The 24,261-nt window shown below is 58.2% G+C and carries 16 protein-coding genes; 2 read left to right on the top strand and 14 right to left on the bottom strand.

Annotated features, from left to right (window positions below; all coding sequences use genetic code 11):
- Nucleotides 1–3: 3 nt before the first annotated feature.
- From CK221_RS01925 to CK221_RS01905, 5 genes are all read right to left on the bottom strand, one after another.
- Nucleotides 4–2,862, bottom strand: coding sequence for a site-specific DNA-methyltransferase (locus CK221_RS01925; RefSeq protein WP_095776461.1), 2,859 nt, complete (start codon nucleotides 2,860–2,862; stop codon nucleotides 4–6).
- Nucleotides 2,859–4,721 carry a DUF262 domain-containing protein gene (locus CK221_RS01920; protein WP_179295056.1) on the bottom strand — a complete coding sequence of 621 codons (1,863 nt, stop codon included), beginning with the start codon at nucleotides 4,719–4,721 and terminating at the stop codon, nucleotides 2,859–2,861. Before CK221_RS01920 ends, CK221_RS01925 begins: the two co-directional genes overlap by 4 nt.
- Entirely contained in the window at nucleotides 4,714–7,599 is a 2,886-nt protein-coding gene (locus tag CK221_RS01915; RefSeq protein WP_210200027.1) for a DEAD/DEAH box helicase family protein, read from the bottom strand. Before CK221_RS01915 ends, CK221_RS01920 begins: the two co-directional genes overlap by 8 nt.
- 796 nt (nucleotides 7,600–8,395) lie before the next feature.
- Entirely contained in the window at nucleotides 8,396–9,142 is a 747-nt protein-coding gene (locus CK221_RS01910) for an NYN domain-containing protein (RefSeq protein WP_095776682.1), read from the bottom strand.
- 800 nt (nucleotides 9,143–9,942) lie between these two features.
- A complete protein-coding gene (locus CK221_RS01905) occupies nucleotides 9,943–10,404 on the bottom strand; it encodes a nuclear transport factor 2 family protein (protein WP_095776458.1) in 462 nt (153 codons plus the stop codon).
- Nucleotides 10,405–10,858: 454 nt separating this feature from the next.
- On the opposite strand from CK221_RS01905, the gene CK221_RS01900 reads away from it, so the two are divergent.
- Nucleotides 10,859–13,339, top strand: coding sequence for a hypothetical protein (locus CK221_RS01900; RefSeq protein WP_095776457.1), 2,481 nt, complete (start codon nucleotides 10,859–10,861; stop codon nucleotides 13,337–13,339).
- A 1,021-nt stretch (nucleotides 13,340–14,360) separates the two neighbouring features.
- On the opposite strand, the gene CK221_RS01895 is transcribed toward CK221_RS01900, so the two are convergent.
- Together CK221_RS01895 and CK221_RS01890 are read right to left on the bottom strand one after the other, a co-directional pair.
- Nucleotides 14,361–14,891 (bottom strand): hypothetical protein, encoded by a 531-nt coding sequence (locus tag CK221_RS01895; protein WP_095776456.1) that lies wholly within the window; start codon nucleotides 14,889–14,891, stop codon nucleotides 14,361–14,363.
- Between the two features lie 16 nt (nucleotides 14,892–14,907).
- A complete protein-coding gene (locus tag CK221_RS01890) occupies nucleotides 14,908–15,636 on the bottom strand; it encodes a hypothetical protein (protein ID WP_143749004.1) in 729 nt (242 codons plus the stop codon).
- A 1,569-nt stretch (nucleotides 15,637–17,205) separates the two neighbouring features.
- Here CK221_RS01890 and CK221_RS30550 point away from each other — a divergent pair.
- A complete protein-coding gene (locus CK221_RS30550; RefSeq protein WP_095776453.1) occupies nucleotides 17,206–17,427 on the top strand; it encodes a hypothetical protein in 222 nt (73 codons plus the stop codon).
- Between the two features lie 274 nt (nucleotides 17,428–17,701).
- On the opposite strand, the gene CK221_RS01875 is transcribed toward CK221_RS30550, so the two are convergent.
- The 7 genes from CK221_RS01875 to CK221_RS01845 all read right to left on the bottom strand — a co-directional run bounded on the left by CK221_RS01875 (nucleotide 17,702) and on the right by CK221_RS01845 (nucleotide 24,158).
- The gene (locus tag CK221_RS01875) at nucleotides 17,702–18,544 is read right to left on the bottom strand and encodes a BtpA/SgcQ family protein (protein ID WP_095776452.1); all 843 of its coding nucleotides are present in this window, start codon (nucleotides 18,542–18,544) and stop codon (nucleotides 17,702–17,704) included.
- Nucleotides 18,541–19,434, bottom strand: a complete 894-nt coding sequence (locus tag CK221_RS01870) for a ribokinase (protein WP_348628422.1) — start codon at nucleotides 19,432–19,434, stop codon at nucleotides 18,541–18,543. The genes CK221_RS01875 and CK221_RS01870 overlap by 4 nt, the downstream gene beginning before the upstream one ends.
- Nucleotides 19,435–19,452: 18 nt before the next feature.
- Nucleotides 19,453–20,223, bottom strand: coding sequence for a glutamine amidotransferase (locus tag CK221_RS01865; protein ID WP_095776450.1), 771 nt, complete (start codon nucleotides 20,221–20,223; stop codon nucleotides 19,453–19,455).
- 26 nt (nucleotides 20,224–20,249) lie between these two features.
- Nucleotides 20,250–21,341 (bottom strand): phosphotriesterase, encoded by a 1,092-nt coding sequence (locus tag CK221_RS01860; RefSeq protein ID WP_095776449.1) that lies wholly within the window; start codon nucleotides 21,339–21,341, stop codon nucleotides 20,250–20,252.
- 4 nt (nucleotides 21,342–21,345) lie between these two features.
- A complete protein-coding gene (locus CK221_RS01855) occupies nucleotides 21,346–22,350 on the bottom strand; it encodes an ABC transporter permease (RefSeq protein ID WP_095776448.1) in 1,005 nt (334 codons plus the stop codon).
- Complete coding sequence (locus CK221_RS01850; RefSeq protein ID WP_095776447.1) at nucleotides 22,347–23,144, bottom strand: ATP-binding cassette domain-containing protein; 798 nt, start codon at nucleotides 23,142–23,144, stop codon at nucleotides 22,347–22,349. Before CK221_RS01850 ends, CK221_RS01855 begins: the two co-directional genes overlap by 4 nt.
- A 75-nt stretch (nucleotides 23,145–23,219) precedes the next feature.
- Nucleotides 23,220–24,158 (bottom strand): substrate-binding domain-containing protein, encoded by a 939-nt coding sequence (locus CK221_RS01845; RefSeq protein WP_095776446.1) that lies wholly within the window; start codon nucleotides 24,156–24,158, stop codon nucleotides 23,220–23,222.
- Between the last annotated feature and the right edge of the window lie 103 nt (nucleotides 24,159–24,261).

Genomic DNA, 24,261 nt, shown 5'->3' with positions numbered 1-24,261 from the left:
TCACTAGACTCCCAGCACCTTCATGACCTCGTCCCCCAAGTGATTGATCACCTTCACCGCGATGCGTCCTGACTTCGGCTTCGAGAACGGCCGGGAGACGGTCAGCTTTAGGCTCTCCCAGGCCTCTTCGTCGATGTCGGCCTTAAGCGTTGAGCGCAGAGCCTTGTAGGGCACCTCGGCGCCAGGGAAATAGGCTTGGCGCACGAAGAAGCTCTCGCCCGAGTAGTCGGTGTCGATGAACCAGCAAGCAATGTCGTCCGGCTCGGAGCTCACCACCTCGCCGGTCGCGGGCCTAAAGATGTCGACCCCCTTGAGTTCGACGCGGTAGCGGTCGCCCTGCTGCTTCAGCTCGATGTCCGGCTCGCCGAATACAACGAAAAGGTTCCCGCCACCGGCCTTGAGGTCGACGGCCATGTGCAAATCGGCGTTCATCCGCGCCTGCAGGATCGGCACACGGCCGAGCCTATGCAGTTCCTGTGCGTGCGCCTCGAAGTTGAATGCGCAGGCGATTACGATGTCGAACCCGGCGTCGGCAGCCTCACGCGCGCAGGCGACGAGGTCGGCTCGGGATACTGTGCCGTATTCCGGGCCGACGAAGATGGCTGCACGGCGTTCCTTCGCGTCGTCGCCGCTTCCCTCACGATAGCGGCCTTCTGCGCCGATCCACTCGCCCGGCCAGGGCGCTAGGCTGTCGAACCTGATCGTGTCCTTCTTGTCCATCTGGTGGACACCGGCCTTGTCGAGGTTCTCCATGATCGACTGGCGGTAATTCTCCGCCTCGCGCTCGCCGGGCAGGTGCAAGCCCTCGGCGGCATTGATCTCGTCGACCAGCTCTCCATTCTCATCGACGGCTGAGATCGCGTGCGGCGACAGGCTCTCGACGGTGAAAGGCCCGGCGACTCGGATGCGTCCTTTGTCCTCGTAGGGCTTGTCGTAGAGTGTCTCAAACTCAGCTTTTGCTGCGATCGAGGCATCGATCTCCTTCTGACGGGCGATGCGTGCATTCCAGAATGCGTCGAGCGCCGAACGGGCTGCTTCAGGCCATCCGGCCACCGCCTCGCGCGGAATTTCCCATTCCATGAAGCCGTTGGCGGGCGCGGTTTCGCCCGAAGGCAACGTGACCTCGCCGGAGGCACTGAAGTCGATCGTTTTGCCGGCACGGCCACCACTTTCAACTTTGAAAGGTGTCGCATGACCTTTCAGCGTCGCGTTCAGCGCCACGCGCGCAGCCTCTACGGCCGGCTGCATCTTCTCCCAGATAACGTCAATCTCGGTGTTGTTCGCGATGTCGCCGAGAGTGATATGCGGCACGCACTCGTAGACGAAGCCGTGATGGATGTCGCCGTAGGTCTGTTGGGTTGAAGGTGCGGTGCGCGTCATCTCGGCGAGCTTCATCTGGCCTTCCGGACTGTCGGCCAGCAGATACCAGGGATATTTTGCGCCCATGATGCGCGCGCGTGCCAACGCAAGCGCCACGCGGCTAGTGTCGATGGTGATCCAGCGCCGTCCCCATTGCTCGGCGACATAGGCCGTGGTGCCGGAGCCACAGGTGGGATCGAGCACCAGGTCTCCGGGATCGGTGGTCATCAAAAGACAGCGTTCGATTGTTTTTGTGCCAGTCTGAACTACGTAGATCTTCTCATCCGTGAAGCTGCCGGTGCCGGTATCAGCCCACAGTTCTGAAACCTGCACCACGCCAAAGTCCGACAGCTTGCGGACATACTGGACACTATTTTTCGCGCCATGGAGCCGGTCCGACTTCCGCAAGCGCTCCAGCCCGGCAACCGTCGTCTTAGATCTAAGTTGAAAAGGCCGACCGTCGAAGTCGGTGGAGACGATCGGATTGCCCTGAGAAGTGATGTTATCCGGCTTGTAGAGTTCGAAGCCCTCGGGAATTTTGCCGCTCTCTCGTTCACGTTTGGACAGGCCGCGGTAGTCGCCAGTCGCGTCGCGTATCCAAGAGTAGGTGTCCGCTGTTCCATCCTCTCGAGTTTTCGCGAGATATGGGCGCCGAAATTTAGTCTTCGTCGCGTCACGCCCAAACCAGATAAGATAATCGAAACGGCTGCTCAGGTATTTTGACCCGAGCCCGCTCGTTTTTACAAAAGCGATCTGCGCGACGAAATTGTTCTCCCCGAACACCTCATCCATCAGCGCCCGCACGCGATGCACGTTCTCGTTGCCGATCTGGACAAAGCAGCTGCCGCTCTCGGTCAGCAGCTCGCGCGCCACGGTCAGCCGATCGCGGAGATAGGAAAGATAGGAGTGGATTCCGTCGCGCCAGGTATCGCGAAAAGCCTTCACCTGTTCCGGCTCGCGCGTCAGATGTTCCAGCTTGCCGTCCTTCACATCCCGTGACGTGGTTGACCACTGGAAGTTCGAGTTGAAGCGGATGCCATAGGGCGGATCGATATAAATAGCTTGAACCTGGCCTTTCAGCCCTTCGCGCTCGGCTAGCGACGACATGACCTGCAGCGCGTCACCGAGGATCATCCGATTCGACCATTTGCGCGTGTGACGATAGAACTCGACTTCGGCCTCCCGGTCCTCTTGCGTCAGCCCGAAATGGCCAAACAAATCCTCCGCTCTCTCGCGGCCGCTTCTCAGATCGTCGATCAGTGCCTTGGGATGCACCTGTTCCTGCAGGTAGATCGGCGGCGCGTCGACCGTTAGCTCGGCCTGGTCGGGATTCTTGCCGCGCCAAACAAGCTGCGGGTCGAGATCGCGATTGCGCCGCTCAAATGCGATCCTGATTGGCTTCTTGTCGTCATCGGCGAGCACAGCCTCAAGTTCGGCCGGAGGAATGTTCGCGCGCTTCTCGTCATGCGTGATGATGCCAACCGGCGTCTCGTCAGTGCTCATGCCGCCATGGCCCCCTCTTGTTCTTCTTCCTCTCCAGGATCATATGGCACTGGTGGCAGCACAAGCGTGGCAGAGCGCACAACGGGCTTCCTCATGGAGGATTCGACAAGGCCGGCCAGAGCTTCACGCCGCGCGTTCCAAAAGCCTTTGAAATCGTCGGCGCGCAAAAATTCTGGTTCGATCAGGTGGGAGCGCAAGATCTCATCGAGGACGACCGGTTCCACCTCGTCGTTGTCCTCGATACGCTTGAGATAGATCGAGGGTGCGTCACCGCCGATCCGAATGTTGGTCAATTTTGAAAGAGGAGACTTATTGATAATCGAATCATAGGTCGAGGCGGGAATATCTTTATCCTTGCACCAGGCTCGCGGGAAAATGTGGTGGATGTCCACCTGCTGATCGAAGTAGGTCATGATCTCGAAGGGTTCACCTGAAACGAAATCCCTCGCGCCACTGAGCATTAGCCGCGCTGACAACCCTTTGTAGGCGGCGGCAAGACGACTTCTCAGGGATTCGAGCCGATCGATCTGGAAGACCGCGTCGCCGATGGATCCGACACCGGTGCCTTCGCCGCGGATATATGCGAGAAGTTCTGGAATATCCTTTGCGACACGGGTTTCAACGGATCCACCGTAGAGCTCGCCGAATACGCAGCTCCAGAACCAATGGTCCAGGCGGTCGTGGGTCGTTGCTGTGCGCTCGGCCCTGGGCAATCGCGCGAACACGGCAGCAAGAGTGATCGCCTGAGAGGGATAGGGAACGTCCTTGAACCAAATGATCTTTTGCGCCGACAGGAACATCTTCGCCTGCAGAAAACCCTCCTCAACGCTATCCGCCAGCCGTTTGTATTCGGAGAGCTGCAAAGCGAGCATTGCGTCCCGCCGGATTGTCGTCGGCGGCAGATCTTTTCCGGTTCGTCCTTGCGCCGCGGCCTCTGCCCGCCGATCCATAGTTGAGAGTGCAGTGCACGCCTGGAGAAAGTCGGTGCTCGCAACGTGGGCATACACGTCGCGGCGCTTGTCATGCCCTCGCAGACGATCCAGACGGCCAGTTTCTTTGCCGGTTCCCAGCCAATCGGATCGGAGATTGAACTCTTCGCCTGCATATATGGCCGTCAAGAGCTCGAAAGCGTCCAGCTTTTTCCCTCCGGTATTCACCTTTTCGAAGATGGTGCATATCGCCTCGCGACTATTGCTCTTCGCGAGCCGGATGACCGGCATTTCGTAGCGATGGATCGGCCGGATGATGTTCCGGAAAAGCGCCTGATCCGTCTCATGGACGCTCTTTGCACGCTCATGCCAGTAATTCTTATAGCCATACAACCAATCGTGCTCGCGAAAGACGCGATTGAGCGGGAAGACATGTGCCTCATACTGATTGGCTTCTGTCGAATAGTCCCGTTCGACCTTGCGGCCAAAATCGCTCGTTTCGCGGCCGTCGCCTCGGGTCATTACGATCCAGTCCGCCGGATCGCTGCCATCTTCGGTGGCAAGCTTCAGGTCGGCAAAAAAACGACGCTCGACAAGCTCTCCTTTCACTGTCTTTGTCAGCACTGGTGCGTCGCCTGTCAAAGACTGAACCAGGCTCGTCAGTCGCTGCTGGCCGTCCAGCAAAAATTCCTGGGGCTGCGCCCCATTGGCTTCGACGGTCGCCAAGGGTCTAGCGAGAAACTTGACCTCGCCTCCTGCTTCCAGGGTCAAAATCGCTCCGACTGGAAACCCGCGGACGATGCTGACCAGGAGTGAATGGATTCCAGCCTCGTCCCACACCCAGTCCCTCTGAAAATCTGGCAATTGCAACTTGCGCTCACGAACATGCTCGAGGAGCGTCCGTAGGCTCTCTTTCGTGCTGTCAAACAAAGGTTTTCTCCCCCACCAGTCTGATAATCGCCGAATCGAGTTCCGGCTTGAAATCGTATACGCTGCGCAACTCCTCGAAGCTCCAGCGGCCATAGGCGCCCAGCCGGTTCACGGCCGGAATCCACTTGTTCTTGATTGCCTCCGCCTTGAGCATAGCGTCGTGCCCTCGAAAGCCTTTGACCTCGAGGACCAGTGTCAGCGGCGGGCCGCCTTCCGGGGCCTTCACGCGCACCAGGAAATCAGGTCGGTAGCGATGCGGTTCGCCTTCCTTGGTGTAAGGCACCTCGAAGTGAAGGTTGTGGTTCTTCGCGTAAGCGAGGACATCAGGATGATCGTCGAGCATCTCCGCAAGCTTGTTCTCCCAGTCCTGGTCGGTGATGATCCAGTTGACGTGGCTGCGTTCGGGGTTCGGCCAATGACGGCTGTTGCTCGACGTAGTGAAATTAACGCCGGCAGTGGAGCCATCCGGCGCGAAAGGATCCAGAACCGCGCGGATAATCGGCGCGCCGCCAGGTTGATCGAGCAACGCGCCCATCAGAAGATCGCAAATCTCGTCCGCAAGCTGACGATACCGAAGCTGAGCGGGTTTCGTGTCGCCCTTGCAGACAAGTCGGTCCGAATTCAGCCATTGCAGGACGATGCGCTTTGCGTGTGGGAAAAGGTGCGTCTTCGGCGCGCCGTTCGGGTCTCGTAACTTCTCGGAGACCCAATAGCTCGCAATGTCGAAGGCGATAGTCGACAACCGCTTGTCGTCCAGGTGCGCAAGGCCAAGCTGGTGTCGCTCTCCGATGATGCCGGACATCTGGACAACGGTCGCCCCGACCTTGTCGGGCGTCAGCAAGTAGGGTTCAAGACGCGACAGATCGACGTCGATGCGTTCCTTCGGGAAGTCGGTTCGGTAGCCCTCGACGCGGGGGAAAACGATCTCCAAGTGGTCGCGCTCCGGACTAACGGCACGCACATGAACAATCTCACGCGGCGGCTGCGGTGGCGCCGGGCGGGCTTGATCGGAGAAGTTCAGCCCATCGATACCCATAATGTCGGCATATTCGGTCCCGAACAGACTGGTCTGCGGATCGGCATCATAGGACATGCGCCGGAGCGCACGGCCGATGACCTGCTCGCAGATTAAGCGCGAGCCGAAAGCGCGCAGGCCCATGATGTGCGTTACGTTGTTCGCGTCCCAGCCTTCCGTCAGCATCGATACAGAAACGACGCATCGAACCTGCTCGCCGAGCCGTCCTGCCCGCCCGACCGTGTTCATCACCTCACGAAGGATCTCAGCATCGGTGATTTCGCCAGCGCCGCTATCGCGGCGCCTTCGCTCGCGTTTGAATGCCTCGATCTCCGTCGCATGGGCATCCTTGAACGCCTTGTCGATCTCGGCGCCACTTTCCAGTGCGGCCGAATCAATCAGGATCGTGCGTGGCCTCTCGAGGCGTTGGTCATGGTCGTCATAGTTGCGGAAGAGCTCAAGCTCGCCTTGGCGGACACGTTCCTGGTCGTTCTCGTCGGTATAGGCGTAGCCAGCGATGTAGTCCCGAAGCATCTCGGAGTTGGTGGTGTTGTTGCACACAACGATGAAGACGGGCGGAACGCCAATACCGTCCTTCTCCCATAGGCGAAACGTCTTCTCATAGTGGCCGTAGAGGGCATCTAGCGCGACTTTGAGTTCGATCGGGAGCTTGTGCGGATCCGGTTTGCCTTCGCCCTTTTTGCGTTTGTCCGGCATGCGTTGCCGTATCGCGGGCCAAAGGTTGCGATACATGACCTTCTGACCGTCTGCACGGTTGTCGGCGATTGGAACTCTCGGCAGCTTGACGATCCCGCATTCGATTGCGTCCATCAGCGAAAAATCGGTCATGACCCAAGGAAACAATGTGCCTTCGGGCCAATTGGACCCGCTGAGGAAGAAGGGGGTAGCCGATAGATCGTAGATGACACGAACGCCCTGATGGCGATTGAGTGCTTCGAGTCCGGAGATCCAGAGCCTGGCCGCTTCCTTGTTTTCGTCAGCTTCCTTGCGTTCCTCCCCGGTGAGCTTGACCTCCTCGGAAACTGGTCGCTCGCGGTAGCAGTGGTGGGCTTCGTCGTTGATCACAACGACGTCTTTACCACCCATCAAGTCACCCATGACTCGCTGGATCATTTGGCCTTCGGTTTCGAGTGTCTGTATCGGCGCGCCATGGCCTTCCAGGACTTGCCTCGTGCCGCTCGCGGCGTCAAAGTTTTCCCTCAGCTTGAAAGCGTGGAAGTTGGTGATGACGATGTTAGCCCGCAGCAAATCCGGGCGCAGATCGTGGGGGACAAGGTTTAGGCCGTCGTAGTAGTTCTGCGCATCGTTCGGCAGTAGCACGCGGAGCCGATCGCGGATCGTTATGCCAGGGGTGACGATCAGGAAGCCTTTCGAGAAGCGTCTGCTGCTCGAGGAGCGCACTGCGTTCAGGGTCTGCCACGCGATCAGCATGGCCATGACTGTCGTCTTGCCGGCACCTGTCGCCAGTTTGAAGGCGATACGCATAAGGTCTGGTGCTGCCTCGTTGGGCTCTGCACCTTCGGCCTGGATGGCGAAGTTGTTGGCGGTCGATATCCAATTTATAAACCGTCGGCCGCGCCTCCCCATCTCAGGCGCAACCTCGGCTAGCCAGATCGCCGCCTCGACAGCCTCAAGCTGACAAAAGAACGGCCGAATGATTTGGGCGGGATCGTTCTGAATTGCGCGCCAGTGCTGGAGCAGGCGCTGGGTGGTAGGCGTGACCTTCCATTGCGATGGATTGGGCAGAGCGCGCCAGGTCTCAAGTTCCTGACGCAGCTCATTCACGATTGGGGACGGATTGAAAGCCGTAGCCTCAGTTGCGAGGTCGGCGTTGAAGACCATGCTCGTCTGCGCCGAACGCGCCGACGTTGAAGATGCACCTGGGAGGGCGGTCCAGAGCGCAGATCGGCGCCGTGCCTCCACAATCTGGTCGGTTGGACGCCCCTCCAAATTCAGCTCCCAATGCCGAGTCGGAGGCGCGTAAGGAGCGTTAAGAATCGGCCTGTCGAAAAAACTCATTGTATTTTACGAATCTTGTTGCCTTAGAATCACATAGGAAAAGCAGCAAAAGTTCGTATCGACAAGATCGATCTCCGCAAAGTAACAAAAATACGATTAGATTGCTGGCCACATTCCTCAGTTTAACGACGAAGCCTTGTGGGGCCGTGCTGGCCTCACTGCAACCCGGGATGTCTCGCCTTTGCCTCAGCTTACCTATAGACCCCGCCACCCAATTTCGGCGTCTCGCAACGTCACATACTCTCGTTTCGACGTCAGAAGCCTCAAAGGTCTCACTGGATTCAAGTGCTGATAGACTCACGGCAAAAGACGAACGCTGTATTGCTGCACATCCGCCTCCATCCGGACCATTGTGCGGGGGTGAGGAACCAACGCGTCAATCAGGTTTCGGTTTTGCCAGGCCGGATGACAACGCTCACCGGGGATCCGGGGGGCCAACGGACTTTATCCGCAACAGGAGATCCCCATGGATGGAGGTCGTTAGGGTTCCGTGACCAGCGGTGACGGCGCCGCGTGTCTCAAGATCCAATCGCGGAATTCCTGCCCTCCGGCGCCCTGACAATGCTGGCGTCAGCCTTTGTCCGTGGCGCCAATGCGTCCAGTCCGATCGAACACGCCTCTATTTTCCAGCTTGCCTTGCGGAGGGGACTGGCCTCAGTCGCACGCGAATGTGTCCGGCATCTGATTGGCCAACATCCAGTGCTTGTATCTTGCGGACCAGATCGCTGAGCTTCTTGAACCCATATGTCCGCGGATCAAAATCGGGTGCGACATTGGCAAGCACGCTGCCCACGGATCCGAGGCTGACCCAGCCGTCATCCGTCTCCATCTCGGCCATAATCCTTTTGAAGATTTTCGACGCATGGGCCAGGGACTCCAGTGGCTTCTTAGCCTTGGCGCTGGTATCATTCGTGGTCGCCTCCGGAAGAAGATTTTCTGTGTAGATGAATCGTCGACAAGCCTGCCGGAAACTCTCGGGAGTCTTCTGTTCGCCAAATCCGAAGACGTCCACACCGTGCTCGCGAATCCGCGCAGCGAGACGAGTGAAGTCGCTATCGGATGACACCAAGCAGAAACCGTCGAAGCGGCCGCTGTGCAAGAGATCCATCGCGTCGATGACGAGCGTGATGTCGGACGCATTTTTGCCGGTCGTGTATGCAAACTGCTGCTGCGGAATGATGGCGTGCTTGGACAAGATGTCAGCCCAGGCTTTAGAGCGCGTGCTGGAGAAGTCTCCATAAATACGCCGAACGCTCGCTTCGCCGATCTTGGCGATCTCCTCGAACAATCCATCAGCAATTTTCGCAGACGCGTTGTCGGCGTCGATCAACACAGCTAACCGGGCCGAGCGCTGTTCTGTTGGCATGATGCACGCCTCCATCGAATGAGCACGCCCGGGATCTGGGGCGCTGCGTCGACATGATCAGTAAAACCACACGAACTCGCAACATCCAAGGGACGCGGAAAGCACCGCGTTTTTTTCTCGGAAAAGGCTCGCTCAAGTCCAAAACCTTACTCGCTAACTGCTGGTAGAGATGAGGTCCCGGTGCACTACCCCTCGTGCGGAGCGCGATTTCGACCCTTGTCCATGATCCGGCAGATTGGGTTCGAACTGACCTTCTCGAACGTGAACGACCGATTTCGACACGCGAACTTACGAACCCTCCGGCTGAGAGAGCTGCTGATTGCACTCAAATGTCCATTTGTCGTCGATGGACCCCGTGATTCTGCACGCGTCAGAATGCGAGTGGCGCGGTCAGGCCGAAAGGGGCGGGCCGAACTAACCAAGCTCGCTGCCACGTCACCTTCCGCCGATGCTTTTTACGTTCCGCGGTGGCATGGGCCAACGATATCACTGTGCAGGTCGGGCAACCCGGCGCGTTCCCGTTAAGCGTTGCTGAATAGGAGCGCAGGAACTGACGTTCTCCCTGCGTATGCCCGCCTCAGTCTCAATAGCGGCAGCAGGCAATAACACGATCACGTATTGCGGAGACTGCATCAGTTCCCTGCAACCGAATTGGAGCGAGATGGCCGTATTGCCGCTGCTGAAAGAACGCTGATTGAGCGACGCAACTGGCTCGATTCGTTTCGGAACCCATTCGATCCATTCGTTAATAAAATCCCAAGCCGCCCACACATCGGGTTAGTTGCCTAGCAGGGACCCTATTACTGCTTTGGCGGCAGCCTAGCGTGTCTAACTTCGTTCCAAATGTGGAGCACGATGAGCCATCGGCCTGTTTTCCGCCTCAATACCATCGTCCAGTTGCCCGCGGCCTCGTGAACTGAGCCCTTTTCTTTTCGAGAAAGGTCCCAAACACCCGAAACATATGCGACGTTACCCTCTATGTCGACGCCGTGAGCCTTTAGTGCAATCGTCTTGCCAACATTGGCGTTGATGAAGTCAGCCCAATCTATGCGCTCTACGACAACCATTTTATGTGCCGGCATGACTTTAGCATTCGACGCGTAAAGAGCTTCTAATTCTGCAGCATCGCGACTGTTGAATGCATCAACCCAAAGGTCGACAACATGCAAAACGTCCTTGCCGGATCCTGCGGGAACAGGTGACGAAAAAACAAGACCAACCGCAACAACGAGGCCGACGATCATTCGGTTTGGAACCACCATATTCGCCTCCTAAATCCGGTAGGACCGTGGGGATACTCCCTCCTCAGTTCTGCAGTCGAGACTGATGGCTGGGAACGATGTCCGTAGGATCAGCATACAACTGCAGCTGGCGCTCTATCAGGATAGTCGAATTTCCGAAAATCAGTAACTCCTTTTCGGGGCACCGGCTTCCAAAAAAACTAAGAGATGGCGGCTGTTCAGGGGATGGGCACTCGTCGTCAGCAACGCTAGCGGGCCGCCAAAGATTCGATTAGATATCGAACAATATCTGAATAACCACTGGTGGTTGCAGCGTTGTCGGCTTGGCAGCGCCAGTCGTTACAACAAGCACAGGAGAGAATTGAATTGGCTTTGCATTGCTCTTGCGAATATCAATCAGATAATATATGCATCGCAAATAGGCTACAACGCCGTATTGACTAGCATCGCGACTTTGTCGACGAGGGGTCATGGCATGTGCAAAGCCGTAGCAATCAAAGCTTTCTTTTTTGGCTGTCTCTCCATGGCAGAAACGGTTGCGTTGCCAGCCTATGGCGGGGCTCTGGATCTGCTCCCGTCTTGGCCGGTGACCAACGTCGGCGAGCCCATTCCGGACGACCTCATACGGGATTGGATGGGGCTTGGCGCTCGAGGTCGAGATGGTCAGGTCAGGCTGGGTCACAGATGCTGGGGAATTCGACGACAATTCCACCCCTTTCCTTCGAAGGGGCCTGTAACGAAGGAACAGCAAATCAGTCACGACCAATTCGATGGAAAGGATCCTGACACGCTTTGTGACGATGGCGATCAGACGACCTATAATGGGATGCTATGCGCCAGCGGGATTGAGGAGGGTTGCAGGGCAGTCGCCGAGGCTCAAGACAACACAGGCCGCTATTTTCGTTCTCCCCATCGTCGGTGGATGTGGGCCACGCGTTGCAAAGATCCCGCGTTGAAAAAGAACATCTTCAACGATCGATGTGCCTATGGGTTCTCGCCAGACATGAATCTGGGCGTTCTTCTTTACACACTTAAGAAACATGACATTGCGCGATATAATAAATGGCTAAGTTATCTTGACAATCTGGCTACGACAACGAAGCTGTGTAAGGTAGAAGGCGAAAACATCTACGATTGTAGTGCCGTCGAGTGGCCGCGTGTATGCCCGGAGGATATGGGAAACGGTCAGGATCCAGGGTCCATCGCAATATTCGGCAAATATGGCGGCAAATGCGCGCTTCGACCTTGGGATACGCTCGATTTTGCTGCCGTCAACAACGCGCTTAACGTTGCCCCTCCCTCGCGGATGAGTGATTGGGACGTCAATGCTAGGGCAGCCATGAGAGGAGCGAAAGAGGTCGCAGCAGCGCTCGTCCCGATGTCGAAAGCCATCGATGGCCCCCCGATCGTATTTATGTCGCTATTTGATCCGGATCACTATCCTCTTCACCTCGACGCTGTGCGTGTGCTGATCAGAATGATGATCAGGAACCCCGGTCTGAAGCTCAACAACCTTCCCGATCTGCCGGACGTCGATGACGCACTGCCAGGTGTGCTGAACGCAAGCTTCTCCGATGGCACTGACCCGATCTCCATAAATCTCGCGGCGAAAATCATTTGGCAGCGAAACAAGGAAAATCCCTTCTTCGCGCTGCTTGCGCTGGGGCCCACGCCCGATGTTCGAGCTTCGATTTTGGACCGCTGTCCTGCGTTGGGTGAAACTTCCGACAACGGCCATTGGATTTGGGAGAAGCATCCCGGCGAGGAGTTCGGGAAGAAGCAACACAGCATGGGTTGGGACTGTGCCTTCGTGGGCTCGCTCTACAACAAGATGCGGGTGCGAAAAGACGTGATTGACGAATTGCTGGATCGCTTCCTGAGTTACGCAGATCCAGTGGCAACATCACTCAAGCATTCAAACGAGATACTTCAACTCGCCGAGGCCGCGAATGATCTAGAACGAAAGGCGCTTGATGAGGCGGAACGCGGCCTTCGGAAGGCCAACGATTTTGTTGACAAGGGATACAAAGACCTTCGAAACGCACAGGTAGCGTTGGTCGACGATCTGACGAGCCAGCTGAGCGGCTTAGCTGACAAAGAATCTCAGCTTGAGAAACAAGTCCAGCAACTTCGAAACCAAGCACTTCAAATGCCGGAGACGGTCGTGGAGGAGTTTGAGGATAGAGTGTGCGAGGCATTGGGGCCCTTTGAAGAGCTTTGCAAGATCGTCAAGAAAGTTCGAGACATTCCGAATAGGGCTCGCAGCGACCTACTGAAGCAGGCGAATGATGCAGAAAACTCGTTACGAGATTTGCGTGACAACGTTAGAACGAATCTGATCGTCAAAATCGAGGAAGCTAACAAGGCGATTGCCGATCTAGACACCAAGCTTCAGGATATTCGTAGGCAACTTGCGGATAAGAGCCTGCAAACCGCCGTCGAGGTAGCGCGAAAGTCCCTTCAGGTGAAGGGGAAATCCCTTGATGAAGCGCGCAAGGCGAATCGGGAACTCCAGCGTATCGACGCTCGGATAAGGGGAGCGCTTGCGGTATGGAAAAACGACGACAAGGAAGTTGATAGCTGGCAGATCCCCGGCAGACTAGATGAACCCTTGCCAGAGGTGGTGGACAATGCACCCGCTGACGCATCTCTTGTGCCCGCGGCGCCGCCATCCATTCCACAGACCGCAGAGACGGGTCCGAAGGGAGACTTCTATTCCATCGTGGCTTCCTTCCATACTAGGGCCGCGGCTATCCGCCAGGCCAGCCTGCTAAAGTCGCGTAGCAGCGAATGGAGGTTCGAGACCTTCCTTCCATTTCCGAGTAGTCCCTACTGGGTCGTGACTAATTTGAGCCACACCGCACTTCCGGCTGCAAGAGACGCCGCATCGGGAGCGCGAAGGACCCATTTGCAGAAACACGCGTTTGTTCTGCGTATGGCGCGAGCGTCGCCCTGAAAAGCACAGAGTGGCTTGTGCGAAGCTCTTACTCGGCTGGCACAGTCTCAACTGCAACTACGAGAGAATCTCCCTGATTGTCCCTAGGTGGCAGACAATTGCGATGCTGTAAACGAAGGGCGAATCTACTTAGAATAACCGAACCCTCGCGATAGGAATTGAGGTGTCCAAGAAGTGAAAGATGCAGAACCCCGCCGCGTTTACCGTTGAGTTGAACTGGCTCGCCTAAGCCCTTGGCCCACAAAAACTAGTGCGCGCCACATGGGTCCCTGGCGCATTATGGAGAGGCGATGTTCCGTGAGATGACGGCCTTCCTGAATAGTCAGTTAGCCTTGGCGCTCCCAGCCTGCTTGATGTTCGCGACACAGACAAGCATCGCGCAAGGGCAAACGTGTAAGGACGTCATGGCTACCGAAACAATTGTCGAGGTTGTTGCACCCGGTGGCGCTGGCAATTTCTGCGTCGAGGATCGCGTTAGTGTCCAGGTGATATGTGCAGCAGAAGGGGCTGGAGCTATCCGTCACACCGAAACAGTCCTCGCCATGGACAACGCTATCGGCCAATATGTGGTCGTTCCTGCTGGAAAAGGCTGTTTTGAGGTTCGAATGCGCCTCCATTCCCTAGATCACCGTCGACTTGGACCGCCAGGCTGGAACGCATTTCCATGGATTTGTGGAATGGCACGCATGCGCGTGCGCGTGGAATTGAGCACCTGTCCCGCTCAGGGGAAACGGTAGCAAGATCAAAGCCTTTGATAACGCCAGCGCGAGCCCGCCTCACAACGTCTGGAAATGCCTCGAGAGAGCTGAGGCCCAAATTCGATAGATGCGATGTCACACTGGTCTTCCATCGCTGAGTTCCACCCGCGACTTAGATGAACGACGTTGAGGTCAAGCGGATGCGTCGCCGTTGCCTGCCTCTTGCTGCTGTAGCGGCGCTCGCAAGTCGCGCTTGGGCTCATTATATACCGACCGCAATCACAGTCGGTGGAGAGGCGCGGCAGGCGTGCATCCGCTGTCACTCACGTGCGCTCGCAGTAGGTCAGAATATAGTAGGGTTGCATGATGTTATGTGCTTTTCCTCCACCGTCGGTGGGAAAAACGCCCTCCGACTTCGTAATGACAGGATAATCGCTGCCGCCCGCGTTATATCTGTCGCTCCGGCTTGCCGACGCCACCCCCTTTACTTCTACTGCCTGCTTCGGCAACTCTTCTACGGTCAGAGTGTGTAGCTCCTCACCACCCTTGTCCCCGAGTTTGCGCGCTGTTAGGACCCCTGTGACGTCTACGCCTGCGCCAACCGCGACCCTTCCAACGAGCGGCTGGAACAGCTGCCAACCATCCGGACAGCTGTCAAGGTTGAATGCTATGACCGAGCCCTTCGGAACAGCCACGCGAATGGCCTTCTTCGCCTGAAAGGCAGCCTCCATAGCCTTCTGGGCGCAATCCATCACGGTGCTACAAGTCCCCTCGCTCTGACTGAATGCCAGCTCATATCCGCTCAATGCAGCAACACTCGCAATTAGCACTAGAGCCTTATATCGCATGTTCATACATCCTCGTAAGGAGTTAATGGACCAATCCAGCCCACACCTGGTGTAGACGCCGATACTCATAAATATCACGCTGTAGTCTCAAGCGCAGTTCATTTTCGGCTTCATAATGACACTTCGTTAGCTCAGCCACCCGCTGCATGTCGCCATAGATGAATTCTACAATTTTAGCCTCACTGGAAGGCTCTAGCGAATCCAGTCGTCTGAATGCGGCGACCTTCAAGCGTTCATAGGACTCTATAGGATTCGTGATGTCCAAGGGAGTAACCTCAACAGCCCCAAATTCAAATCCGAAAATTACAAACCGAGGGCGAGACTCTCCCAAAGTATTTAGAGACCTTGCTAAAGCAGTTTGCATCTGATCGAAGGTAGTAGCGGCCGAACATTGAATCAGTTTTCCTGCATCTGCCATAATCTTTCCTTCAAGATCGGAAAGCTGAGCCAGAGCAGCTGTTATCGTGAGATCTCCTCGTTCAAATGTTTTCTGGATTATTAAGTCGGCACTACCAAGATAATCGCGAATATTCTTGTCGACCTCTCGGCCAGACGCATCTAGCGATTTCTTCAAATCCCTGAGCATCAGATCTGTCCGCTCAACCGCGCGAATTAGATTTTCCGTCCCCGCGTCAAGCTTGAGCGGATCAGTTATAACGTTGACGGCGTCTTTCCAAAAGTCCGCGTGAGCTGCGGACATCGTGCAAGTGACGGAGATAATTGCCAAAAAACAACGAGACAGAAGCGTCACAGGACCAGTCTCCAATTGAACTGATCTAAACTCCCATTTTGCCTGACTTAGAGTCAAGTTATCTGCTCTCGGGTGGCTGGGGGCCATAGTTTTGGACGTGGGGATCGGGCGAAGCGTGAAGACCGGTTGTGGCCTTGGCCCCGCCGCTGGCTGGCAGTGCGGCTATAAGCGTTGCCCGCGGTCGGTAATCCCTCCTCCGTAATGCGAGGTTTCGCCCCCCCAACCGCGCGACGGGTCCGTCCCCCGAAGCGGTTTTTTGGGGGGGGTGATGCTGCGCTTTTGGTGCCTATCGTCGTTCATGTAATGGTGCTATAAGTGTCAATGGGGAGAGTTCTCGAGCCCGTAAAGAGACCAAGAACATGCTGCGACACAGCCTTGCGACAACTATGTTACTTGTGTCAACGATTACGGCCACATATGCGGCGGAAGAGCATATTTGTGCCGTGCCTCTCAGAGCGGCACTGATGACGATCACTCAAAGTGGAAACGCTTCTGGCTCAAGCGAGGCATCGACCGCCTGGCAATGTAGCTTTAAATTTTCGAGCCATGACGAGGCAATTGCCGCAGGCTTAAATGTTGGAGCAGTTGTTTATGGGGTTCCTTTGCAGATCGGCGGAACTTTCAATAAACAAAATATTGATCAGTGGAAAGAAGAGAACTGCTCGAACAATACGAGGAATGCGGCATTTGAAGCTGCGAGCTACAGCTATCTTAGACAGGTCGCCCCAGGCGCGATGAGCGCCTATGTCGCCTGCATTCAAGCAACTGCAAACACAGGAGCTCTAGAGTGTGCTCTCAGCCGCGACCCGTCTTCACTTACCATAAGATGGCGGCGGACTGACGGCGAACTTGAAAGCGCCGCTCCCGAAATTAGACGTGTCATGGTGACAAATGGATCATGTGAACCAGGCATCCCGAAGGGGGCGAAAGTTCTGGAAGGCGGTATAGGATCTCCTTGTAAGCCAGAGCCAAAACTGGACTTGATGGTCATGATTGAAACGAGCCGCGGCATCTGCACGGGTGTTGCTGCGTATCCGAAGAAAGTCTTCTCTGTTGTCGGGACCGTGTCCCTGGAGGGGGACCGAACGATGACAGGAGATGTCGTCAAGTTTGAGCCTGGAAGTCGTATAGTTACGCACGGCCAATCGTTGACGATCGATGCCGACGAAGTAGACATAGCGGCGGGCGGAGGAGAAATCATCGCATTTGATGGCAGCGGCCCCCCTCGAGCATCGGGAGAAAATGGAGTCTCGGGCGGAGCTGTTCTGATCAAAGCAGATCGATTGACTGGTGAGGGCGAGCTTCGAATCGATCTCAAAGGACAAGACGGAGTTCCGGGCACAGACGGCACGGCTGGCACCAGAGGTCCGGGAGGAGGAAATGCGAAGGGACGGGGCCTTCAGTCAGGTTTTCGTGGATGTGGCGGCGGCCATGACGCTAGTCCAGGGGGCAGGGGAGGGCGCGGTGGCGATGGAACTCCCGGGGGCTCCGGTGGAAACGGCGGCGTTCTCATTGCCCAGATTGGAGATGGTGGTGAGTCACTCGCAAAGCTGGTCGTCGTGAGTAAGGATGGAAAGACTCTTCCGGGAAAGGGTGCTCCTGGCGGCGCTTTTGGTCCTGGTGGGCCTGGTGGGCCTGGCGGCAGCGGCGACGGTGGCCATCAAGGTTGTGGAGGTCGCCCCGGCGCGGGCCCAGGCCCAAAAGGTGAGGATGGCGTCAAAGGAGCTGACGGCACCGATGGGAAGCCTGGCCCGATCACAATCCAATGACGAGAGCTTTGTTGCGAATTAATGAATACATCCTGCGCAGCCGCGATCAAAGACTGACGGTTCGGCCCGCAGCAGGCGGCATGAACAGGGCAGCAGCGCGCTGGTGAGGCTGTTGGACGAGGTGACGTTACGGGCACGTCGCTGACGTGCATGGCCCCGACGAGCGACTTGGCGGGACTGGTGGCGTGAGCAGCTGCAGAAAAAGCCGCATTTGCCGCCTAAAGCTCGGCCAGGCGGCGCTCGCGGCCGACAAGCTCTGCACCCAGTGGCTCCGGTGACATTGACTTGCCGCTCGGTCATCGCCTGAGCCCTGCCATGAAAGTTTTCACCCGGGCGGCCTCGACCTTGTTCCACCATACGCCCTCATACTTCAACGCGCTGGCAATGATGATGCCATCGACGATGTCGAGAATGTCGTTGGCGTTGTCGGGCGTCACGCCGCTGCCGACCAGGGTGGGGAGTCCCCCGGCGTCCTTGATCATGCGGATGTAACTTAGATCCCCAGCGTGCCCGGTGCGCTGCCCCGTCGCGATGACGGCGTCGGCGTCGAAGAAAACCAGATCCTTGACCAATTCCTCCACCGGGCGGTCGGCAACGATGGCATGCGCGCCATGCTTGACATGAGCATCGGCGAAAATGCGGATGCCGTTGGCGCGCAGCCGGGCGCGGTAGCGTGCCGCGCGGCCCGATTCGCCCTCTACAAAGCCCTCATTGGCGACATAGGCATTGGCCCATTGATTGATGCGGACGAAGCCCGCGCCAGCGGCACTGGCGATCGCCAGCGCCGGGATCGCGGCATTGGCCAGCACATTGATGCCGATCGGCTTGCCCAGTTCGCGGCGAATACGGTCCGAGATCACCGCCATATAGGCTGCTGTCTCCGGTCCGATATCGTCAGGTTTGGCGAAAGGAATGTCGCCATGGTTCTCGATGATCACGCCGTCGCATCCGCCAACGAGATAGGCCCGCGCATCATCGAGTCCTCGCTGATAGATCGCCTCTACGGCCTCGCCGTCATAGCGCGGCGCACCAGGAAGCGGCGCTAGGTGAACGACTCCGATCACCACCTTGCTGCGGCCAAAAAGCTGGACGAGCGCGTCGCCGCCTGATTGTCCGACCGGACGTGGGGGCTGGGTCATGAGAACTCCGTTTGATCGACGAGCGCCGCCATTTCAGACGCGGAAGGGCAGGATAACAATGTGCCAGGCCGTGTCACCGCGATTGCTGCGGCCGTGAGCGCGAACTTCAGCGCTGAGATAACAGGCATGTCCCTGGCGAGCCCGCCGGCCAGACAGCCGCAGAACACGTCGCCGGCGCCACTGGTGTCGAGCGCCTCGACGTGTGGGGCCGGCAAAGGAAGCGTTCGTGTCTGGTCCGGCCCAAGCACAAGACATCCCTCGGCGCCGAGCGTGATCACGACTGTCCCGACCCCTTTCGCGGCAAGCGCGCCGGCCGCCGCCGCCATATCACTTCGCCCAGTCAGTGCTTTCGCCTCGGATTGATTCACCACCAACAAGTCAGCCAGGCGGAAGTCGGCCAGACCCGCCTGATCGATAGGGCTGGCGTTCAAAATGGTGCGCGTGCCACTTTCCCGTGCCGCCCTCAGGCAGGCATTTGTCGCGGAGCCCCGCAGGTTTCCTTGGCAGACAAGGATGTCGCCCGAAGTAATGCGGCGCGCAAGCGCAGTTTGCACAATCGGATCGAATGCTTGGCTGCAGGCGACGCCGCTGACGATGAAGTTCTCGCCGCCAGCATCGATGACGATGGTCGAGCGGTCGCTGGGCAGGTCGAATACGCTCACCTGCACGTCCGACAGCTCCATGTCGAGCCGGCTCCTGATCCATGCGCCTGCCGGATCCTTGCCAAGCGCCGTCCATAGCGTCACCGCCGCGCCTGTGCGCGCTGCCGCGACTGCCTGATTTGCACCCTTGCCGCCGAGGCCATCGGCATAGGCGGTGGCATTCAACGTCTCGCCGACAGCAGGGAAGCGGCTAAGGCGAAACGTCGTGTCGACGCAGGCGTTGCCCATCACGTGGACGTGCATCGCTCAGTTCTCGCCGGTTGCCCAGCCAAGCATCTGTTCGAACAGGGTCTTGTAGCCTTCCCAGGCGATGAACTCCGGTGGCAGCCAATGCGGCCCGACATCGGACGTCCAGGCGACGGTGCGGCCCTTGCCATAGTGGCCGGTGACGAGCAGCGGCAGTGATCCATAGTCCGACGACACGGATGCCAGAACTTCCGCCCCATCTTTCAGCGTCACCTCGTTGAAGCCGAGCAGCATTGGCCAGTCGGCACCGAGACCGTTCAGGATGGGATGGCTCGACGGGCCTTTCAGCACCGGCGCAAAGCCCTCCGGAACTTCGACGCGGTCGTCGACGGCGAGGCAGTTCACCGGCAGCACGTCCTCGACCGGCGTCTTGCGGTAGCGCGCGCCGCCGTTGATGCCCTGGAAGCTGTAGTAGCCGCCAAACATCAAAAGCCCGCCGCCGGCGCTCACATAGTCGCGCAGCAGACGCAAGCGGTTCGGCGTTCGCTTCGAGTGGACCCAGGTGTCGGGATGCAGAAGCAGCGTGTTTGCGCCGATGTCGGAGAGCACCACCGCGTCATATGCCGAAAGGGTATCCATCGTTTGCGGAAAAGTGCGTTGCGCCTCGTGCGCCGGCATGAAGGTGACGTCGAAATCGGTCGCCTTCAGTGCCTTCAACAATTCGTCCGCGCCGGTATGATAAGTGACCGTCGGAAACTGATCGAAACCCTTGATATGGGTCGCAGTCGACACCCAGGATTCGCCGGCAAGCAGGATCTTTTTCTTGGACATTGGAGCTCCGTTATCAGTCTGGCGGCTTAGGTCCGCCGCGCGAACACGGCCTTCGGATTGGCGATGAGCATGCAGTGGATGGCTAGCTGCTCCACGCCATGCCGTCTCAGACGCGGTATGAAATGCTTCAGGATATAGCCGTAGCCGAAGCCGCCGAAGCGGGTCAGCATGATCTTGAGGAACACGTCCTGCGAGAGCAGCAGGCGGTCGCCGAAACCCGCTTCGACAAGCGCCGCGATCGCTCGCGCATTCTCTTCGTCGGAGGGCGATTGCGCGTCCTGGTCGGCATAGTAGTAGTCCATGCCGATCATGTCGTATTCCAGGAACGCGCCGCGCCGGGCGAGGCTTGTCTGATAGTCCAGATCGTTATGGCTGGGATTCATGTGGCAGAGCACGGTATGACGAAGATCGGCGCCCTCGGCCTCCACGACATCGAGCACGTCGTGCGCCAGGCGTTCCCAGCCCGGCAGATGGATCGACAGCGGCACGCCCGTGACGCGCGACGCTCGGGCGGAAGCTCTCAGCGACTTTCGTTCCTCGGCGGTGAAATCCTTGCTGACGCCGATCTCGCCGATCAGGCCGGCCAGGATCGGCGGCTGCGTCTCGCCGCCGCCGACGTCGTTGACGATGAACTCGGTCACCGCGTCGACATCCATCGCCTTAAACCATTCGGGATGGGTGTGCTCGAGATAGAAGCCGGTGCCCATTACGATCTTCAGCCCGGACATGCGGCTGATGCGGGCAAGCTTTTCGGGCTCGCGGCCGATACCGAGATTGGTCGCGTCGACGACGGTGTGGCCCCCCAGCGCGCGATAGCGTTGGAGCTCCGATAACGCCAGGTCGCTGTCGTCGAGCGAAACGTTGTCGCGGTTCACATAAGGGTTCATGCGCAGTTCGCCGATGATCTCGATGTTCACCGGCTGCTCGGCGAGCGCCATGTCGTCCGGATGACAGGGACATTTCCAGGTGCGCGCGCCGTCGAGCAGGATGTGCTCGTGCATCAGGGTAATGCCCATTTCCTCGACCGGAACCGGGCCGAGCACGGTCATCACATGACCGGTTTCGACCCCGATCTCCAGCCGTTGCTTGGGCGGCGCGTTATCGAAGAGACTGTTCATGAGCTCAACGGCTCCTCACGGCGCCGCGGAACAGGCGGAAGTTCAGCCAGATGGCGATCAGGATGATCGTTCCGGTTACGATCGGTGTCAGGAAAGGCGATAGATGCGCCAGGATCAGGCCGTTGCCGATCACGGCCACGGTAAGTGCGCCGAGCACTGTGCCGATAATCGTTCCGCGGCCACCGAAGAGACTTGTGCCGCCAAGCACGACGGCGGCAATCACTTCAAGCTCAAAGCCTTGCCCGGCATTCGAGGACCCGGATCCGAGACGGGCAGCAATGATTATCCCCGCAAGTGCCGCCGCGGTGGCGGAAATCACATAAACGGAAAGCGTCATCAGCCGCGTGTTAACGCCGGCGCGTCTCACCGCTTCGGTATTGGCGCCGATTCCGGTCACATAGCGGCCGAACGGTGTCTCGTTGAAGGCCAGATAGGCGATCGCGAGGATCGCCAGCGCGATCAGCGCCGGCACCGGCACGCCAAGGAACCAGGCGCGGCCGATGACCGTGAAAGAGCTTCCTGGGTCGACCGGGATGGAATAGCCGCCGGTGATGAGCAGCGCCACGCCCCGGATCACCGAAAGCCCAGCAAGCGTGACGATGAAGGCCGGGATGCCCTCATAAGCCACGAAATAACCCTGAACCGCGCCAAGCAGGGCTCCCAATGCAAGCATGGCGAGGATGACCGCCGGCCACGGAAAGCCAAACTGCAGAAGTGTCGCCGACAGCGTTGCCACCAGGGCCAGCACGGAGCCGACTGAAAGATCGATGCCGCCCGTTGTGATGACGAAGGTCATCGCCGCGGCAACGATCAGCAACGGCGCCGACTGTCGCAGGATGTTCAACAGATTGGGCGATGTCAGAAAAGCGTTCGTGGCCACCGAGAAGACGATGCAAACGACAAGAAAGAACAGTGCAATCGATACGACACTGCCATTGGCGAGCATCGCTTCTCGCCATGTGCCTTCGCGCACCTTTCGCGATTGAGCGGAGTGGGTCGCTTCGCTCATGTCGCCGCTCCATCGCGATATCGACTGGCAGCGGAACGAGCATTGAACTTGCGGCCAACGATCAGGTTGACCACGTCCTCGATATTGGTTTCGCCGATCAGCCGCTCGGCGACGTTGCGTCCTTCATACATGACCTGGATGCGGTCGCAAACGAGGAACAGATCCTGGAGGCGGTGGGTGATCAAAATGACGCTGACGCCGCGCGCGCTCACGGTGCGGATCAAGTCCAGCACGGCCTCGACCTCGGCGACGGCGAGCGCTGCCGTCGGCTCATCCATAATCAGCACCGAGGGCTCGAACGAGGCGGCGCGCCCGATCGCGATCGACTGTCGCTGCCCGCCGGACAGGTTTTCGACCTTCAGCCGCGTGTCGGCGATAACGATGCCGAGGCGGTCGAGCATCTGGCGCGTTTGCTCGTGCATGCGCTTCTTGTCGAGAAAGGAGATGCCCGCGATGTGCCGGCGCGGTTCGCGGCCGAGAAAGAGATTGCCGGCGACATCGATGGTGTCGCAGAGCGAAAGGTCCTGATAGACCATCTCGACGCGTGCTGCACGCGAGTCCGCCGGCGAACTGAAGCTCACCGGCATTCCGTCGATCTCGATCGTGCCGGCGTCGGGGATCACCGCTCCCGACAGCACCTTGCTCAATGTCGATTTTCCCGCGCCATTGTCGCCGACCAGGCCCAGGACCTCGCCTGGCTTCAGCGTCAGGGACACGTCGTCGAGCGTCTGGATGGCGTTGTAGCGCTTTGAGATGCCGCTCATCCGCACCCGATAAGTCTCGCCACTGCTCATCTTGGAGTCCACGGAATTGGCAAAGAGACCGCAGCGTTGCGTTGAGCGCCGCCGCGGGTCGGTCGTCGGTGCAGTTTACTTGAACATCGCGCGGTATTGGTCGACGTTCTTCTTGGTCACGATCGTCACCGGAATGTTGATGATTGGATCGACCTTTTCGCCCTTTTTGAGCTTGGTCAGCGCTTCGACCGCCGCCTTTCCTTCGCCGGCCGGATCCTGCTGGACCACCGCCACCACCCAACCATCGTCGATGCCCTGAATCGCCTGCTTGGTCAGGTCCCAACCGAACACCTTGACGTCGTCGGTGCGGCCCTGGCTGGTCACGGCGGAGACGGCACCCAGCAACGCCGGCTCACCGGTCGCATAGAGCGTCGTCATGTCAGGATTGGCGGTCATCAAATTCTCCGATGCGCTCAGCGCGGTCTCCTGAACGTTCTGACCGTCGACCGTGTCGAGGAAGGTGATCGCCTCGCCGCTGTCGGTGACGGCCTTCTTGAAGCCGTCGAGCCGCTGGTTCTGGATGAAAGAATTGAGCGCGCCGATGATGCCGATCTTGGCTTTGCCGCCCATCTCGGTCTTCACATAATCGGCGTAGAATTTGCCGATATCCGCGCCGGCCTTGGTGTTGTCGACACCGATGAATGAAACGTTGTCGCCGTTAGGGATCTGCGCATCGATGGCGACGACCGGAATGCCGGCCGACTTGGCGGCGGTGATCGCAGGCTTCACGCCATTCACGTCGATGGCGACCAGAATGATCCCGTCGACTTTCTGTGTGATGTAGGTTTCGATCGCGTCATTTTGCGCGCTCGGGACGTTGTTGGCATTGAAGATGACCAGCTTGGCGCCGGCAGCATCGGCCGCCTTCTGTGCGCCTTCGTTGATCTGGTTGAAGAACAGGGCCTGCTGATTGATGTTGACCAGAGCGAACGTGTCGGCGAGAGCCGATCCCATGACTGTCGAGCCGATGGCGATGAAGGCGGCGCAACCGACGAGAAATTTGAACAGACGCATTTGCGATTCCCCTTGCTTGCGGGCCAAACCTCATTTGGCTGGTCCCATTGGTGCACAGGCACGAGGCAACAATTCAAGAGGCTTGAATATTTGTCAATGAGTT

The sequence above is a fragment of the Mesorhizobium sp. WSM3868 genome (assembly GCF_002294785.1).
Taxonomy (GTDB): Bacteria; Pseudomonadota; Alphaproteobacteria; order Rhizobiales; family Rhizobiaceae; genus Mesorhizobium.
Note: the sequence above shows the minus strand (reverse complement) of the source record. Positions and strands in the feature narration are given on the sequence as shown.

What these genes read in the sequence shown, in the direction of transcription:
- CK221_RS01925 (WP_095776461.1), bottom strand. Translation starts at nt 2,862, where the DNA reads ATGAGCACTGACGAGACGCCGGTTGGCATCATCACGCATGACGAGAAG.
- CK221_RS01915 (WP_210200027.1), bottom strand. Translation starts at nt 7,599, where the DNA reads ATGGTCTTCAACGCCGACCTCGCAACTGAGGCTACGGCTTTCAATCCG.
- CK221_RS01910 (WP_095776682.1), bottom strand. Translation starts at nt 9,142, where the DNA reads ATGCCAACAGAACAGCGCTCGGCCCGGTTAGCTGTGTTGATCGACGCC.
- CK221_RS01905 (WP_095776458.1), bottom strand. Translation starts at nt 10,404, where the DNA reads ATGGTGGTTCCAAACCGAATGATCGTCGGCCTCGTTGTTGCGGTTGGT.
- CK221_RS01900 (WP_095776457.1), top strand. Translation starts at nt 10,859, where the DNA reads ATGTGCAAAGCCGTAGCAATCAAAGCTTTCTTTTTTGGCTGTCTCTCC.
- CK221_RS01895 (WP_095776456.1), bottom strand. Translation starts at nt 14,891, where the DNA reads ATGAACATGCGATATAAGGCTCTAGTGCTAATTGCGAGTGTTGCTGCA.
- CK221_RS30550 (WP_095776453.1), top strand. Translation starts at nt 17,206, where the DNA reads ATGGAAAGACTCTTCCGGGAAAGGGTGCTCCTGGCGGCGCTTTTGGTC.
- CK221_RS01875 (WP_095776452.1), bottom strand. Translation starts at nt 18,544, where the DNA reads ATGACCCAGCCCCCACGTCCGGTCGGACAATCAGGCGGCGACGCGCTC.
- CK221_RS01870 (WP_348628422.1), bottom strand. Translation starts at nt 19,434, where the DNA reads ATGGGCAACGCCTGCGTCGACACGACGTTTCGCCTTAGCCGCTTCCCT.
- CK221_RS01865 (WP_095776450.1), bottom strand. Translation starts at nt 20,223, where the DNA reads ATGTCCAAGAAAAAGATCCTGCTTGCCGGCGAATCCTGGGTGTCGACT.
- CK221_RS01860 (WP_095776449.1), bottom strand. Translation starts at nt 21,341, where the DNA reads ATGAACAGTCTCTTCGATAACGCGCCGCCCAAGCAACGGCTGGAGATC.
- CK221_RS01855 (WP_095776448.1), bottom strand. Translation starts at nt 22,350, where the DNA reads ATGAGCGAAGCGACCCACTCCGCTCAATCGCGAAAGGTGCGCGAAGGC.
- CK221_RS01850 (WP_095776447.1), bottom strand. Translation starts at nt 23,144, where the DNA reads ATGAGCAGTGGCGAGACTTATCGGGTGCGGATGAGCGGCATCTCAAAG.
- CK221_RS01845 (WP_095776446.1), bottom strand. Translation starts at nt 24,158, where the DNA reads ATGCGTCTGTTCAAATTTCTCGTCGGTTGCGCCGCCTTCATCGCCATC.